Source organism: Ectobacillus soli (assembly GCF_042610425.1).
Taxonomy (GTDB): domain Bacteria; phylum Bacillota; class Bacilli; order Bacillales; family Bacillaceae_G; genus Ectobacillus.
Genome location: NZ_JBGJZM010000001.1, coordinates 1,649,270 through 1,663,378 on the forward strand (window position 1 = coordinate 1,649,270; position 14,109 = coordinate 1,663,378).

Consider the following 14,109-nt stretch of genomic DNA (forward strand, 5'->3'; position numbering starts at 1 on the left):
TCCTAACCAATATTCATCTAGCTATGCTGCAACGATCGTTTCGCCTCTTTAATTTCATACAAATAATGTCTTTCATATCGTTCATAGAACTGTAGCCATTGACCTAATCCAAGTTCTCCTAACATAGGATGCTGGGTAGCCTTCGTCCACAGCTCACGTTCATCATCAACCCCTTGTAAACACTCCAATAAACTAGTTCGAGAAGCATGAAGAAGCTCTTCGATTTCATTTCGTTTCATAATAGTTTCCGTTGGTGTCAACTGTTCCGGCATATTTACATGATCAAGCGTAACCGGTAACATCTTACGGGGTACATCGCACTTTTTACAAGTTCGAAGAGCATAAGTAATATTAGACGTAACAGATTGTTCCACTAAATGAAGGTGATGCAACATTTGAATTATACTCCACGATTCTCTCTTTGGTTTTGCATTAAGCTGAGTATCCGGAAGCTTTTTAATTTCATGTAACACAGCGGCTCGGGTTTCCTTCAACTCATGTAAAATAGATGATAAGCTCTCCGTTTTCATGATAGAATCCCACTCCTTTGTCTCACCCATAGTAAATGGCAAAAAGGGTGTTTCTTTCTTAAGAAAGAAACACCCTTGCCTAGTAACTATAGAAAGGGAAACCTCTTTCCTTCCCCTTCATTATCTCACGAAAAAGCATTTAAAATCGTAACAACCATTTCTATTTTTTACATTTTTGTGTCGTCAACGGAATCCAGATAAGCTTGAATATCACCAATAATGGATTCTACACAACCATCTGCAAAAGGCGATTGTAAATGAGCTGCTTCTACAAGATGTAAAAACGATTGACTACCTCCAAGACGGCAAAGTGTAACATAATCATTCCAAGCCGCTTCTCGTTCTTCACGCGAACGTTTCCAGAACTGGAAGGCACAAACTTGTGCAAGTGTATAATCAATATAATAGAACGGTGAGTTGTAAATATGCCCTTGACGTTGCCAATACCCACCCTTTTCTAAAAATTCATTATCCTCGTAGTCTCGGTGCGGCAAATATTTCTTTTCAATTTCTCTCCATGCCTGCTTACGCTGTGCAGGAGTTGCCTCTGGATGCTCATAGACAAAATGTTGGAATTCATCAACGCTCACACCGTATGGTAAAAATAGAAGTGCAGAGCTCAAATGAGAAAAATAATATTTTTCTGTATCTTCCTTGAAAAATAGTTGCATCCAAGGCCATGTAAAGAATTCCATACTCATTGAATGAATTTCACATGCTTCATAGGTTGGCCATGTATATTCAGGTATCGGAACATTACGGCTTTCATAAACTTGGAATGCGTGTCCTGCTTCATGCGTAAGCACATCAATATCACCTGACGTACCATTAAAATTAGAAAAAATAAACGGTGCTTTATAATTTTCAATAAATGTACAGTATCCTCCGCCTGCTTTTCCCTTCTTCGCTACAAGATCCAGCAAATGATTATCCGTCATGAAAGAGAAAAACGTATCTGTTTCCTTTGAAAGCTGACGATACATCTCTTTTCCTTGTTCCAAAATCCACTGGGAATCACCCTTTGGCATGGGATTTCCAGACTTAAATTCAAATCCTTCATCATAATACTTTAGATTATCAACACCGATGCGCACCTGCTGACGGCTACGAAGCTTTGTCGCAAGCGGAACAATATAGTCCAATACTTGCTTACGGTATGCCGCTACCATTTCTGCATTATAATCCGTCCGGTACATTCTCGCATAACCAAGCTCAACGAAATTAGAAAACCCTAGTTTTTTAGCAATATTCGTTCGAACGGTAACGAGTTCGTCGTAAATATGATCCAATTCACTCTCATGATCAGCTAAGAAGCCATAGTACGCTTCACTTGCTTTTCTACGCAATTCACGATTTGGCTGCTGCATAAATGGGGAAAGCTGCGATAAATTTCGTTCTTCCCCTTCAAATGGAATTTTGGCAGAAGACATCAACTTTGTATATTCTGAAGAAAGTTTATTTTCAAGCTGTAAGTCCTCTACTATATCATCAGAATACGTTTTGAGCTCGCACTCCGCTAATGAAAATAGCTGTTTACCATATTTATTCTCAAGATCCCCTCGAAACGAAGAAGATAGTAAAGCTGCATAATACTTACTCACATGCCCCTTCACAATCGGTGACGTTTCATCAAAAAAGTCCTGTTCATTTTTATAAAACTCGTCATTCGTATTTATCGTATGACGAATGTAGCACAGATTCGCCATCGTATCATATTCATTGCGAATTGCATTAACCCGCTTCATCGCATCTTCCTGCTCTATTGCAGATATAGCACTCGTAAACTGCCCAATGGCTTTTTCCACTTCCGTTGAAATATCATTCATATTTGGTCGTATGTATTCATATTGCTCAAAACTCATACTCTCACCTCAATTTTTTTTCGCGTTTCGATACAAAAATTTGTACCAGAACGACGATATAAATAGATTATATTCCATTTGAGATTTAATTTCCCTTTTTATACTAAAAAAAGACAGCTAATGTATACTACTACACCAGCCATCTTTTTGATTATTCGTAATTTCATTTGTTCGGGAGATCAATTACCATAAAACGGGATTTCCCTTCAGTAATAAAGACAAGTTCTTCTTCATTTTCAATTCGAGCAGAATCTCGTTTCATTAACCATTCATCCCCGACTTTTACTTTTCCTTCAATGACGAAAACAAATGTTTTCCGATCATTCTTTTGGGAAAATGAGATACTTTGATTAGGTTCTAAATCACTTAAATAGATAGTTAAATCTTGATTAATGAAAGCTGCCTCTTCTAGCTTATCTGCGTGATAGGAGACTACTGGTAATAACGCATTCTTCATTTTTTCAATCGTAAAAGAACTCTTCTCATAAGAAGGTTTTGTGCCAAGTTCCTTAGGCAAAAACCACATTTGAAGAAAGTTTACTTCCTCATCAGCAGGATTGATTTCCGAATGGAAAATCCCTGTTCCCGCTGACATACGCTGAATTTCTCCAAATGTCGTAGTAGCGCCATGCCCATAACTATCTTCATGCTTTAAATATCCTTCAAGTACAATTGATACGATTTCCATTTCCTTATGGGGATGTGTACCAAATCCACGATGCGCAGCAACACGGTCATCGTTTAACACTCTCATCGGACCAAATTGTAAATTATTCGGATCAAAATATTCTGCAAAGGAAAAACTAAATTTACTGTGTAACCATCCGTGTTCTGCAGAGTAACGGGATTCTGCTGGAAATACTTGTATCATAATGATTCATCCTCTCTTTCAATAGCTTGGTGCTTACCGACTTTTTTTAATAGTGTTAACAATTGATCTTTCTCTTCGCTGTTTAACATCGTAAGTGACTCATGTAACAACAATTCATGACTTGGAAAGATATCATCCATTAGCTGTTTTCCCGCATCAGTAAGCTCTGCATAAATGACGCGGCGATCCTCCTTACAAGGATTTCGCTTAACGAGCTTCTTTTTTTCTAATTTATCAACCACATACGTAATGCTCCCACTTGTAATCAGGATTTTATCTCCAATTTGCTGCAATGCTAGAGTACCTTTATGATATAAAATCTCTAACACTGCAAATTCAGTAGGATTTAAGCCATAGGACTGGGCAGACCGATTCGATATATCCATTAACCTGTGATGAACACGAGATAATGCAATAAAAATCTTTAACGACGTATCAATCGCTACTCTTTGCGGATCTTTACTCATCTTCAAACATCCTTTAAAAATTTATTTGCTATATATTTTTATTTTAAATATCTTAAATTAAAGATATCATGTATTAAAATATACGTCAACAATACAATTTTACTCCTTTAGTACAACTAACATACAAAGCATTATATTTTTTCCGTATTGTTCTATATAATGTAAGTATTACAATCATAAAAGGAGTCATCTTTGTGAAAGCTTTTGCTAAAACGATTCTTATATACGGCTTGCTAGTTATCCTCCCCACAACTGTTTTAAGTATCGCTTCGTATATTTATTATAATAATACGTTACAAAAACAAAGTATACAGCGAGCAGGAATCGTTGCTGATTTATACCGAGATAGTCTAGACCGTTTTGTGGGAGACTCACTAACAACCATTGAAACATTGGCACTAGTCGTAAAGGCAGCTGATTCAAATACTAACGAAATTGAACAAATTTTAAAACATATGCACGAACAAGATCCTAGATTTTCCGGGCTTTATTATTCAGATTCAACTGGACATATTTTATTTGGTTCCAATTCATTGGATCATTCAATAGATTTATCTGATCGCCCATACATACAAGAAGTACTTAAATCAAAGAAAACAACAATATCGTCTGCTCTCATTGGACGAGTGTTAGGACAAAGAGTAAGCGTAATCGTTACACCGGTTTTCACATCCTCCAATCATATATCAGGTCTAGTTATGGCAAGTCTTCGTTTAGATTATGCTACTCAGTTACTAAAAGGATTAACAACCCCCAATCCTTATCTGTTATTGGACAAGGATGGATCTGTAATATTACAAAATGGTGAATTAAGCAATCAAAATAATAGGGTTGTACTTCCAATTGCACGAACACCATGGGAAATTTCAGTTTATCCATTATCAGTGAATCAGCAATCTGTATACAACAAAATGCTCCTTCCCTTTCTTCTTACACTGTTTCTATCAAATGGTGTTTTTATACTCACTAAATATTGGATGTTACGAAAACAGGCTAAAGACAGTATGCGAGAAAACGAGCAACAAAAAATAAACCTGATTGGCACATTAGCTGCAAGTACCGCTCATGAAATTCGAAATCCACTAACGGGGATTAAAGGACTCGTAACTCTTTTAAGTGAAAAGCATAGGGATGACGAAGATCGTCTTTATTTTTCAGTTATTCAAAAAGAAATACAACGCATTAATCAAATTGTAAGCGAATTTCTCATACTAGGAAAGCCAACGGCAATTGTTCAAAGTGTCTACGATTTACGAGACATTATTATGGATGTCACACCTATTATGGAGGCAGAAGCAAACCAAAAAGGTGTGACATTTCTTTGCATTATGGAGCAGAAATACATCCCTATTCTTTGTTCAAATGACCATATTAAGCAAGTGTTATTTAATCTTTCAAAGAATGCCATTGAAGCGATGGATCCGGGTGGGCAGATTCGTTTAGAAGTTGGAATGGAAAAGGAACAGGCAAAGGTCCTCATCATTGATAACGGCGTTGGAATACCTATTCATGTTCAGGAACGCATATTTGATCCATTTTTCACAAGTAAGGAAAATGGCACTGGTCTGGGCCTCGTCATATGTAAACGAATCATTGATTTACACGGAGGAAATATTCATATCACAAGCAAGGATGGTGTTGGAACAACCGTCGAGTTATCCTTTCCACTAAACTCTTTCCTTATAAAAAAATAGCACCCAGACAGGATGCTATTATTCTTTGTGTACAATTGCACGAACAAGGTCAAAATGTTAGCAGAAGAAAGATTATCTTAATAAGCTTATAAAAACTAATTGTAAAGTTGATTTGTACAATATATTCTTATCACTACCGCTTACATACTTACGTATCTTCGTAAATAAATGTTCTTTTTCTTGTGCCTTGAGTCGTTGATACTTAACAATGTATACATCCAGTTCTTGACTCACTGTAAGAGTTTCAGGACTGTTAAAACCTGTTCGTAATCCGATTTCTATCATTTCCCTTTGTTTCACCTTAATTTCAAGTAAGAGCTTGTCCATCACATTCTTTTTTCTTGCCATAAACATGAGTATCCCCCTCATAAATAAGCAATCTATACGTATCATTTTTAAATTACTAGTTATTCTAGACTGAAATTCCTATAATTAACAATTATTTTACCCCACTCTGAAGATTATTACAAATTATTCTAACTTTGTAAATACAATCGCAAAAATAGACATGATTTTTATGCAACTTTTTTTATATCCTATGTACTATGACGTAATACCTTATTCTTCGACATAATTCTTGGTTTACAAATACCATTCTTGCAAAGACTAACTATGAATTTAAATGAAGAGGGGATTATTACGATGAAAAAAAATGTATGCTTTTTGCTTTGCTTACTATTCATTCTTCCAACAGCTGTATATGCAGAGGAGGAACGAAAGATTGCCATTGTCATTGATGATTTTGGAAATAATATGAAGGGTACCGAAGAAATGCTATCTCTCCCTATTCCACTAACAATAGCAGTGATGCCTTTTTTACCTTCGACAAAGCAGGATGCCGAGTTGGCCCACAAGAAAGGTTATGAGGTGCTTGTTCATCTTCCAATGGAACCTATTCGCGGTAAAAAAAGTTGGCTCGGTCCTAACGCCATTACAACCGATTTAAGCGATGAAGAAATTAAAAAACGAGTAGAAATGGCAATTGCTGATGTTCCCCATGCCATTGGAATGAATAATCATATGGGATCAAAGGCTACAGCAGATGAAAGAGTCATGCGAATTGTGTTAGCTGTTTGTAAAACACACGGTTTGTTTTACTTAGATAGCAAAACAAATCCAAACAGTAAAGTACGTCCACTCGCCGAAGAATTAGGCGTTCCGGTTATTGAAAACAATTTGTTCTTTGACGATCAATACACAAATTCTCATATAGCAAAGCAAGCTTCCCTTCTTTTAAAACGAGTGAAAACAGCACCTACTACGGTAGCAATTGGTCACGTTGGTCCTCCTGGGGAGATTACATCTCGTATTATTCGAACAACTGTAATAGAGGCAAAGCAAGATGCTACCTTTGTGTTTGCCTCAAATCTCGTAAAGGCACAGAAGTGATTACGAATTTAGACTGGTATGGGACTCCCACGCGCGTATGGATAAATCTATACCCTGCGCGTGGATATCTCAAAGTTAGGTATCACCTCATTTGTTAAGCGCTTACATTTTATTGATTTTATAAAACACTCATCTACAGAGTGTTTCATACCTTTAAATAACCGAGCTCCGTGCTCCTTTTATCATAAGTAGCTTGACATGATAATTCATTAAATATTCAATTCCCTCTAGCCATCTTCTCGTCTCTTCAGGAGTGCCAGCCCATACAATTAGACCATATTCTTCAATAAGTAACGCACCTCTTCGTCCTGAGAATAGTGTCGCATCCTCTGCAAGCATTGTTTCGAATTCTTGCTTCGTCTCAACAATCGGGATTTTAATGCTTTCTATCCCATCCTTTGCAAACACACGGACAACATTCTTTGGATCAAAGGTCACTTCTTTCTGTTCCCCATAAATTTCAGAAACAAGATGACAATCTACTGTTTGCACTTGCAAAATACATCCTGCTACAGTTTTTTGATATATAAGAGAATGCAATGAAGCTTCCGTTGCAGGCTTGCCTTCTAATTCAAAAACGGGTTCACAAGCAGCATTTACAATAAAAAAATCATCCTCTGCAAACAGCCCCTTATCTTTTCCCTCTGCATTGATAAAAAACGTAAGTGGGTCCTCTGAGGCTTTCATCGACAAACTAATTTTCGTCCCATAAAACCAATCACGCAGCGCTAACTCGACCTTCACATCACGTAATTCCTGCCATTTTCGTAAAAAAAATAGCATCCTGTTCACCTCCGTATTTTTTCACTAACCTCTATCTTATCTATATAAAACAAGTTTTCTTTTAAATTTTTTGATTATTCTCAAAATTTAATTGAATTATCACATGTAAGAACCTCTTTGTCAATCGTTTTCATTCTCAATTACACAAAATTCCACTGTAATTATCTCTTATTTTACTGGAAATATTACGCAATTTAAAGTCTGATTATTATAAGATTATTGGATTAATTTTTTCCTGTATCTGTTTCTTTATTTCACAAAATACTAGGAAGATACGACACATTTATATAAGATACTTGCTCTTTTTGATATTGTTTGCCTATACTATTAAAGAATCATGATCAAACTTGAAATTGAGGGTAGATAACCATGAATGTTGTAATTAGCACATTAAATGCAAAATATATCCATACAAATCTAGCCATTCGTTACATAAAAGCGTATGCGGCTCCCGAATACACGATTGAGCTTGCAGAATATACGATCAAAGACCCATCCATGAACATTGTCACGGATTTGTTTCGTCGTAAACCCGATGTAATCGGATTCAGCTGCTATATATGGAATATTGAAGAAACGATTACTGTCATAAAAATGCTAAAGAAGATTAATCCGAAGCTTATTTTATTCGTCGGTGGTCCAGAAGTATCATACGATGTAAAAGAATGGCTGCAACGCGTACCTGAAATTGATTTTATTATTGTCGGTGAAGGTGAAGCAAGCGTTAAATCACTTCTATTTGAGATTGAAGGCAACCAAAAATATGAACAACTTGACGGCATTGCTTTCCTACAGAACGGAGATACTTTCATTTATAAACCGCAACTTCAAAAGCTGAATCTTAGTGAATTGCCATCACCATACCGCTTTAAGGAAGATCTTCCCCACCTAGGAAAACGAATTACCTACATCGAAACAAGCCGTGGATGCCCCTTTAACTGTCAATTTTGTTTGTCTTCTATTGAAGTAGGTGTCCGCTATTTTGATCGTGAGCGTATTAAAGACGATATTCGGTACCTAATGCAAAATGGGGCACGTGTCGTAAAATTCGTAGACCGTACCTTTAACATTAGTCGTAGCTATGCGATGGAAATGTTTCAATTTCTTATTGATGAACACAAGCCAGGTACTGTTTTTCAATTTGAAATAACCGCTGATATTATGCGTCCTGAAGTCATTGAATTTTTAAATAAAGAAGCTCCGCCTGGTTTATTCCGCTTTGAAATAGGAGTTCAATCCACAAATGATCAGACGAATGAGCTAGTAAAACGGCGTCAAAATTTTGAAAAGCTTACCCGCACAGTAATGATGGTCAAAGAAGGCAAAAAAATTGACCAGCATCTCGATTTAATCGCAGGTTTACCAGAAGAAGATTACACATCTTTCAGAAAAACATTCAATGATGTGTTTTCCATGCGACCAGAAGAACTACAACTTGGCTTTTTAAAGATGCTCCGTGGTACCGGCCTTCGCCTACGTGCAAGCGATCATGATTATATTTATATGGAACAAGCACCCTACGAAATTCTAGGCAATAACGTTCTTCCTTTTGAAGATATTATTCGAATTAAACAAGTCGAAGATGTGCTTGAAAAATATTGGAATGATCATCGAATGAACAATACGATTGAATATGTTGTCTCAGCTGTTTTCTCATCTCCTTTTGACTTTTTTCAAGAATTCGGTAGTTACTGGGATGAAAGAGGATGGTCTCGTATCGGTCATCAGCTCGAAGATTTATTTACACGGCTCTATGACTTTTTAGAGATGAAACAAGTTACACAATTATCAACTGTAAAGGGATTCATGAAGATCGACTACTTGCGAAGTCACAAATATAAACCTCGGAAGCCGTGGTGGGAAGAACGTGTTAGTAAGGAACAACTAGCTGTTCTATACGAGGAGATTGCAGCGCAGCCCCATCTATTGGGAGAGGACTTTGCATCTATTGACTTGTCTGAAAAAGACTTATATAAACATACTGTACTGGAATTTATCTCCTTTGATTATCTAACATTTTTGCAAACGGGAACGATTGTGTCAGAACCTTCCATCATTCTCGCGTATTACAATCCAAAAACTTTACAATGCGAGATATACAGTATGAAGCACGATTTGATTATTTGATAGCAAAAAGAGGCATACTATTGCCTCTTTTTTTACGATTGTCCACCTTTTTTTGAATTTCGATTTGCATATTTTGCACTCTCTTCCTTCGAAAATGCTGCAAATTCATCCTTTGGCATACTTTCCTTTGGCGTAGAATTATTACTAGCAGCTGCTAGCCCTGCATTCTTTCGCTTCATCTTATCACCTCATTTTGATTAGTATGTAACGAACTGTAACATATAAAAATGGTAATTATTAACGTATCATCCGATGCAACAATTATAAAAAATCTGTTCAAACTATGAAGAAAGCAATCCATCCTTCGGGATATAAAGGAGATCTGTATATGGATGATAAGAACAAAGAAGCCTCCCCTATATTAGATGAAACGTTACCACATCAAATGAACTTTCCCTCTTTTAAAGGTACGGGAATGAAGATGGAGCCGCCATTTGTGAATGAGCATGGTGTCATTATTGGAGATAGTCGGTATAACTCAGAAAACAGTCCCTTGAATAATTGGAGCACCGATGTAGATCCTGCTATTATGGCCGGGGATCAGTGGGTCCACCCTACAAATGATATCGGTTGGACCTCACGGGAAAACCAAGAAATTCTAGAAGAGAAAAAAAGGAAGGAAACCGAAGCTTCACCTTCCATAAATAAGGAAAACAAACCGGATACAGATGCATTTATGCATCCTCAATTTGGTATCAACGATTAAAAAAGCGAGAAAAGCTCCTACGGCCTTTGTCCCAACCGTAGGAGCTAAACATTTCTATAGAAAATTAGTTAGAACGTTCTTCCAACCAATCACCAATAGTTGGATAGGTTTGTTTAATAGCAGTTGGACCATACACAATACTCATATGTCCTGTTGGGATACAAACATACTGTGCATCCGTGCTTGAAATATGTTGATTAAGTGCTTCCACTTGGCACGGCAATGCAATATGATCTCGTTTTCCAGATATATTCAACACATTTGCTTTTATATTTTCTAACTGCACTTGTTGTCCTCTAATTTGCAGTTCACCTTTTACGAGTTTATTCTGCTGATAAAAATCTCGAATCCATTGACGATATGCTTCGCCTGGAAACGGAATTCCATCGCCAACCCATCGTTGTACCAGCTTCCAGCTCTGTACAAATTTCTCATTATCCGAACGATCCAAAAGTGCTACATAAGGTCCTGTGAAATTTGTAAGCGGCTTTAACATTTTATTTCCAAAGTCAATCATTTCAGGAGGAATATTTCCATACGTATCGACTGCTTTATCTAAATTGAAATATCGTTCATCTAATAGTGGGCCATATAATCCTGTATCAGAAAAATCAAACGGACTTGTTAGAAAAATAATGTTTCGGATAGGAACTTGAGGATGAAGTGCTGCATAAATAGATGTTAACGTTCCTCCCATGCAATAGCCCAGCAATGAAATTTCATCCGCACCAGAAACACGAAGAACCTTCTTAACAGCCTTTGCAATGTAATCCAATACAAAATCATCGAATTTCAACACACTATCTTCTGGTCCAAACGTACCCCAATCAAGTAAATATACATCGTGTCCACGTTCTACTAAATATTCAACTAGGCTATTCCCGGGAGTTAAATCAAGAATAAATGGTTTATTAATAAGGGCATAAATCAACAGGATTGGAACCTTCTTCGTTTCATTATGGTTAGAAACATAGCGATATAATTTACTTTTGTTTTTTGTCCAGATTACTTCTTTCGGTGTTTGACCAACCTGTGGATCTGGCTCACGCCAAAGAACGTCATTTGCACGCTTTACTCGATTATAAGTATTTCGGAATTCTTTCGGCAAGTATTCCCATTGCTTTTCCCATTCTTCCTTAACTGATACCATACTTTATTTCCCCCTTTTTCAAAAGAAGTGCACGAATCACATGCACCTCTTCAAGATTCAATCTGTTACGTCTCTGCCTTACATGTATAAACCGCCATTAATATTAAGCTGCTGTCCAGTAACATATGCACCGTTTTTACATAAATAAAGCACACCTTGTGCAATTTCGTTGGGTAGACCGAATCGTTTTTTGGGTATTTTTGCTACAATTTGATCACGAACAGACTCAGGTACTTCTGCTACCATATCTGTATCAATAAATCCCGGGCAAATTGCATTAACCGTTACATTGGTTTTTGCAAGTTCTAATGCCAATGACTTTGTGAATCCAATCAAACCTGCCTTTGCTGCAGAATAATTTGTCTGACCGAAACCACCAGCCTGTCCAATGATGGAGGAAATATTAATAATTCTACCAGCCTCCGATTGTGTTATGTACGGGAGAATCGCACTTGAGGTATTGAAAACGCTATTTAGATTCACATCAATTACACGTTCCCAATCTTCTCTATTCAACTTTTTAAAAGTACGATCTCTTGTAATCCCTGCATTGTTTACAAGTATATCTAGCTGCCCAAATGTTTCAACTGCAAAAGCTATAAGCTGGTTCGCTTCGTCCACTTTTGAAACGTCTGCTTGTATAGCTACCGCTTCGTTTCCTTCATCTACTATAGATTTAACAAGAGCTTCAGCAGCATCTTTACTGCTATTGTAGTTAATAACAACCTTTGCTCCTTCACTTGCAAGCGCTCTCGAAATTGCCTCACCTATTCCCTTTGCTCCCCCTGTTACAATAGCTACTTTGCCTTCTAAATGTTTCATATTCATTCCCCTTTCTATATCTCTTAGTATATTTATTATTTTGTCTCTGGTACGTGAGATTCTTGTTTACTTGCCAATAGCTCAACTACTTTATCAAGTTTTGCTTCTAACGAACGTATATCACTTTTCAACTTTGTTAAATCACGCTTAGTAGAAGAAGATTGTTCAAAGACTTCTATTTTTTCTTCTAAAAGCTCTTCCATGTTATCAACTTTATTTTCCAAGTTCACAACAAGTGTAGCTACTCTAGCGATATCATCCTGTGTTGGAAGATTTACCTTTTCTAAATATCCCTTTGTCATATCATTCATTACTTTTTGATAAAACAAATTTACATCCAACACGCTGCCCATCCAAGCTGAATATTCCTCTGACTTAATAGTTTCATTCATCGACTTTCCCCAAAGTCTCTCTGTTTGCTCATACGCATCTTTCCACGTTTTCAGCGGATCGAACTTTTGATCAGCCATCATCCCTACACCCCTTTGCCCACATATTTAAAAACAATACATTGTTTTCTTTATTTTCCAACATTTTATAGAAGTAGGCAAGAACTTTTTACAAATAAAAACATTTTTGTTGACTATTCTCACATCTAAGTGTAAATTACACATATGGATACTCACAAGTTAGCCTGAGGTGATAATCTTGCAAAGTAAAGATCAAAATCAAGCTGGGCAACCAGAAGAACGTTCGTCCATGCATCTGAATGCAATGCCGAAAAATTTTCTCGTTCCCTTCTTGCTTCTTTGTTTAAAAAGTTGGAGCTTACACGGGTACAAACTCATACAGATGTTGGTGGATTTAGGATTTCCCTCTATTGATCAAGGCAATGTGTATCGAACATTGCGTAAATTGGAAAAGGAAAATCTCATCTCCTCCACATGGGACACTAGTGAAGATGGCCCTGCTAAGCGAATCTATTCCATAACAAAATATGGAGAAACCTATTTGGAAACGTGCGCCTCCTCCTTCTTGCAATATCAGCATATGTTGCGAACGTTTTTCCAACTGTACACGAACGCATTTTTCCCGTTTCCGTCACCATGGGAAACAGAAAAATCCGACGGTGATTCTGCAGAATAATCTGCATTCACACATATGAAAATTTTAGGAGGAATAAACATGGAACTAAAGCCTAATGAATTGGTAGAAGCATTCTGGAACAATTGGTCACATTCTCTGTCTTTGCTAACTTCAGCTGGAAAACAGGTGGAACAAATTACAGTAGATAGCTTGAAACAGCAACAAGAAGTATTTGAAAAAATAAGAGAAAGCGTAGACACTGTAGAACAAGAATGGAAACAAAACCTGGCACAACTACAAACGCAATATGTTGATTATGTAAAAGGATTTGTTGGTGCTACTTACGCTGAGCAAGTACAACAATGGCAAGAAAAATGGACGGAATTATCCGATCAAGTACAAAACATCACGTTAGCTCCTGCAAAAACTTCTCTGTCTCTACTCTCACAAACAAGTGGTCAATTTGAAGAAATCTATACAAATTGGATTGCACAACAACAACAACAACGCGAAGCTGCGCAAGAACAAATTGAAGGCTTTTTAAAAGATCTTCAAGCAAAGCAAGTAGAAGCAGCAAAAAAATTCGAAGAGCAAGCAAACAAGTTATACACTACTGTTTAAGCAGAAAAATATCGGTACGTACTCATATTACTCGTCTGAACCGTAAACCATACTCATCCTT

General features: G+C 36.9%; 16 protein-coding genes. 6 read left to right on the forward strand and 10 right to left on the reverse strand.

The window, feature by feature from the left end; genetic code table 11:
- Window positions 1-17: 17 nt before the first annotated feature.
- The 4 genes from ACAN53_RS08580 to ACAN53_RS08595 all read right to left on the reverse strand — a co-directional run bounded on the left by ACAN53_RS08580 (window position 18) and on the right by ACAN53_RS08595 (window position 3,730).
- A complete protein-coding gene (locus ACAN53_RS08580) occupies window positions 18-530 on the reverse strand; it encodes a DinB family protein (RefSeq protein WP_379968999.1) in 513 nt (170 codons plus the stop codon).
- A 167-nt stretch (window positions 531-697) separates the two neighbouring features.
- Entirely contained in the window at window positions 698-2,392 is a 1,695-nt protein-coding gene (locus tag ACAN53_RS08585; RefSeq protein ID WP_379969001.1) for a M3 family oligoendopeptidase, read from the reverse strand.
- 163 nt (window positions 2,393-2,555) lie between these two features.
- Window positions 2,556-3,263, reverse strand: coding sequence for a pirin family protein (locus ACAN53_RS08590; protein WP_379969003.1), 708 nt, complete (start codon window positions 3,261-3,263; stop codon window positions 2,556-2,558).
- A complete protein-coding gene (locus tag ACAN53_RS08595; RefSeq protein ID WP_379969005.1) occupies window positions 3,260-3,730 on the reverse strand; it encodes a MarR family winged helix-turn-helix transcriptional regulator in 471 nt (156 codons plus the stop codon). The genes ACAN53_RS08590 and ACAN53_RS08595 overlap by 4 nt, the downstream gene beginning before the upstream one ends.
- A 194-nt stretch (window positions 3,731-3,924) precedes the next feature.
- Here ACAN53_RS08595 and ACAN53_RS08600 point away from each other — a divergent pair, with 194 nt between their 5' ends.
- Complete coding sequence (locus ACAN53_RS08600) at window positions 3,925-5,424, forward strand: ATP-binding protein (protein WP_379969007.1); 1,500 nt, start codon at window positions 3,925-3,927, stop codon at window positions 5,422-5,424.
- A gap of 72 nt (window positions 5,425-5,496) precedes the next feature.
- Here the strand turns inward: ACAN53_RS08600 and ACAN53_RS08605 are convergent, their stop codons facing one another.
- A complete protein-coding gene (locus tag ACAN53_RS08605; RefSeq protein ID WP_379969009.1) occupies window positions 5,497-5,778 on the reverse strand; it encodes a Spo0E family sporulation regulatory protein-aspartic acid phosphatase in 282 nt (93 codons plus the stop codon).
- Between the two features lie 288 nt (window positions 5,779-6,066).
- Between ACAN53_RS08605 and ACAN53_RS08610 the strand changes: the two genes are divergently transcribed.
- Window positions 6,067-6,813: a divergent polysaccharide deacetylase family protein gene (locus ACAN53_RS08610; protein ID WP_379969011.1), complete on the forward strand. Its 747-nt coding sequence runs from the start codon at window positions 6,067-6,069 to the stop codon at window positions 6,811-6,813.
- A 153-nt stretch (window positions 6,814-6,966) separates the two neighbouring features.
- Here the strand turns inward: ACAN53_RS08610 and ACAN53_RS08615 are convergent, their stop codons facing one another.
- The gene (locus tag ACAN53_RS08615) at window positions 6,967-7,596 is read right to left on the reverse strand and encodes a class II aldolase/adducin family protein (protein ID WP_379969013.1); all 630 of its coding nucleotides are present in this window, start codon (window positions 7,594-7,596) and stop codon (window positions 6,967-6,969) included.
- Between the two features lie 369 nt (window positions 7,597-7,965).
- Between ACAN53_RS08615 and ACAN53_RS08620 the strand changes: the two genes are divergently transcribed.
- A complete protein-coding gene (locus ACAN53_RS08620) occupies window positions 7,966-9,723 on the forward strand; it encodes a B12-binding domain-containing radical SAM protein (protein ID WP_379969015.1) in 1,758 nt (585 codons plus the stop codon).
- A 32-nt stretch (window positions 9,724-9,755) separates the two neighbouring features.
- On the opposite strand, the gene ACAN53_RS08625 is transcribed toward ACAN53_RS08620, so the two are convergent.
- Window positions 9,756-9,902 carry a hypothetical protein gene (locus ACAN53_RS08625; protein WP_379969017.1) on the reverse strand — a complete coding sequence of 49 codons (147 nt, stop codon included), beginning with the start codon at window positions 9,900-9,902 and terminating at the stop codon, window positions 9,756-9,758.
- A gap of 149 nt (window positions 9,903-10,051) precedes the next feature.
- On the opposite strand from ACAN53_RS08625, the gene ACAN53_RS08630 reads away from it, so the two are divergent.
- Window positions 10,052-10,429 carry a DUF3905 domain-containing protein gene (locus tag ACAN53_RS08630; protein WP_379969021.1) on the forward strand — a complete coding sequence of 126 codons (378 nt, stop codon included), beginning with the start codon at window positions 10,052-10,054 and terminating at the stop codon, window positions 10,427-10,429.
- Between the two features lie 64 nt (window positions 10,430-10,493).
- Here the strand turns inward: ACAN53_RS08630 and phaC are convergent, their stop codons facing one another.
- The 3 genes from phaC to phaR all read right to left on the reverse strand — a co-directional run bounded on the left by phaC (window position 10,494) and on the right by phaR (window position 12,871).
- A complete protein-coding gene (gene phaC, locus ACAN53_RS08635) occupies window positions 10,494-11,579 on the reverse strand; it encodes a class III poly(R)-hydroxyalkanoic acid synthase subunit PhaC (protein WP_379969023.1) in 1,086 nt (361 codons plus the stop codon).
- A gap of 78 nt (window positions 11,580-11,657) precedes the next feature.
- Window positions 11,658-12,401, reverse strand: coding sequence for a 3-oxoacyl-ACP reductase (locus tag ACAN53_RS08640; RefSeq protein WP_379969025.1), 744 nt, complete (start codon window positions 12,399-12,401; stop codon window positions 11,658-11,660).
- A gap of 35 nt (window positions 12,402-12,436) precedes the next feature.
- Complete coding sequence (gene phaR, locus ACAN53_RS08645; protein ID WP_379969027.1) at window positions 12,437-12,871, reverse strand: polyhydroxyalkanoic acid synthase subunit PhaR; 435 nt, start codon at window positions 12,869-12,871, stop codon at window positions 12,437-12,439.
- 178 nt (window positions 12,872-13,049) lie between these two features.
- On the opposite strand from phaR, the gene phaQ reads away from it, so the two are divergent.
- Together phaQ and phaP are read left to right on the forward strand one after the other, a co-directional pair.
- Window positions 13,050-13,487, forward strand: coding sequence for a poly-beta-hydroxybutyrate-responsive repressor (gene phaQ / locus ACAN53_RS08650; protein WP_379969029.1), 438 nt, complete (start codon window positions 13,050-13,052; stop codon window positions 13,485-13,487).
- Between the two features lie 39 nt (window positions 13,488-13,526).
- Window positions 13,527-14,048 carry a polyhydroxyalkanoic acid inclusion protein PhaP gene (phaP, locus tag ACAN53_RS08655; RefSeq protein ID WP_379969031.1) on the forward strand — a complete coding sequence of 174 codons (522 nt, stop codon included), beginning with the start codon at window positions 13,527-13,529 and terminating at the stop codon, window positions 14,046-14,048.
- Window positions 14,049-14,109: the final 61 nt, after the last annotated feature.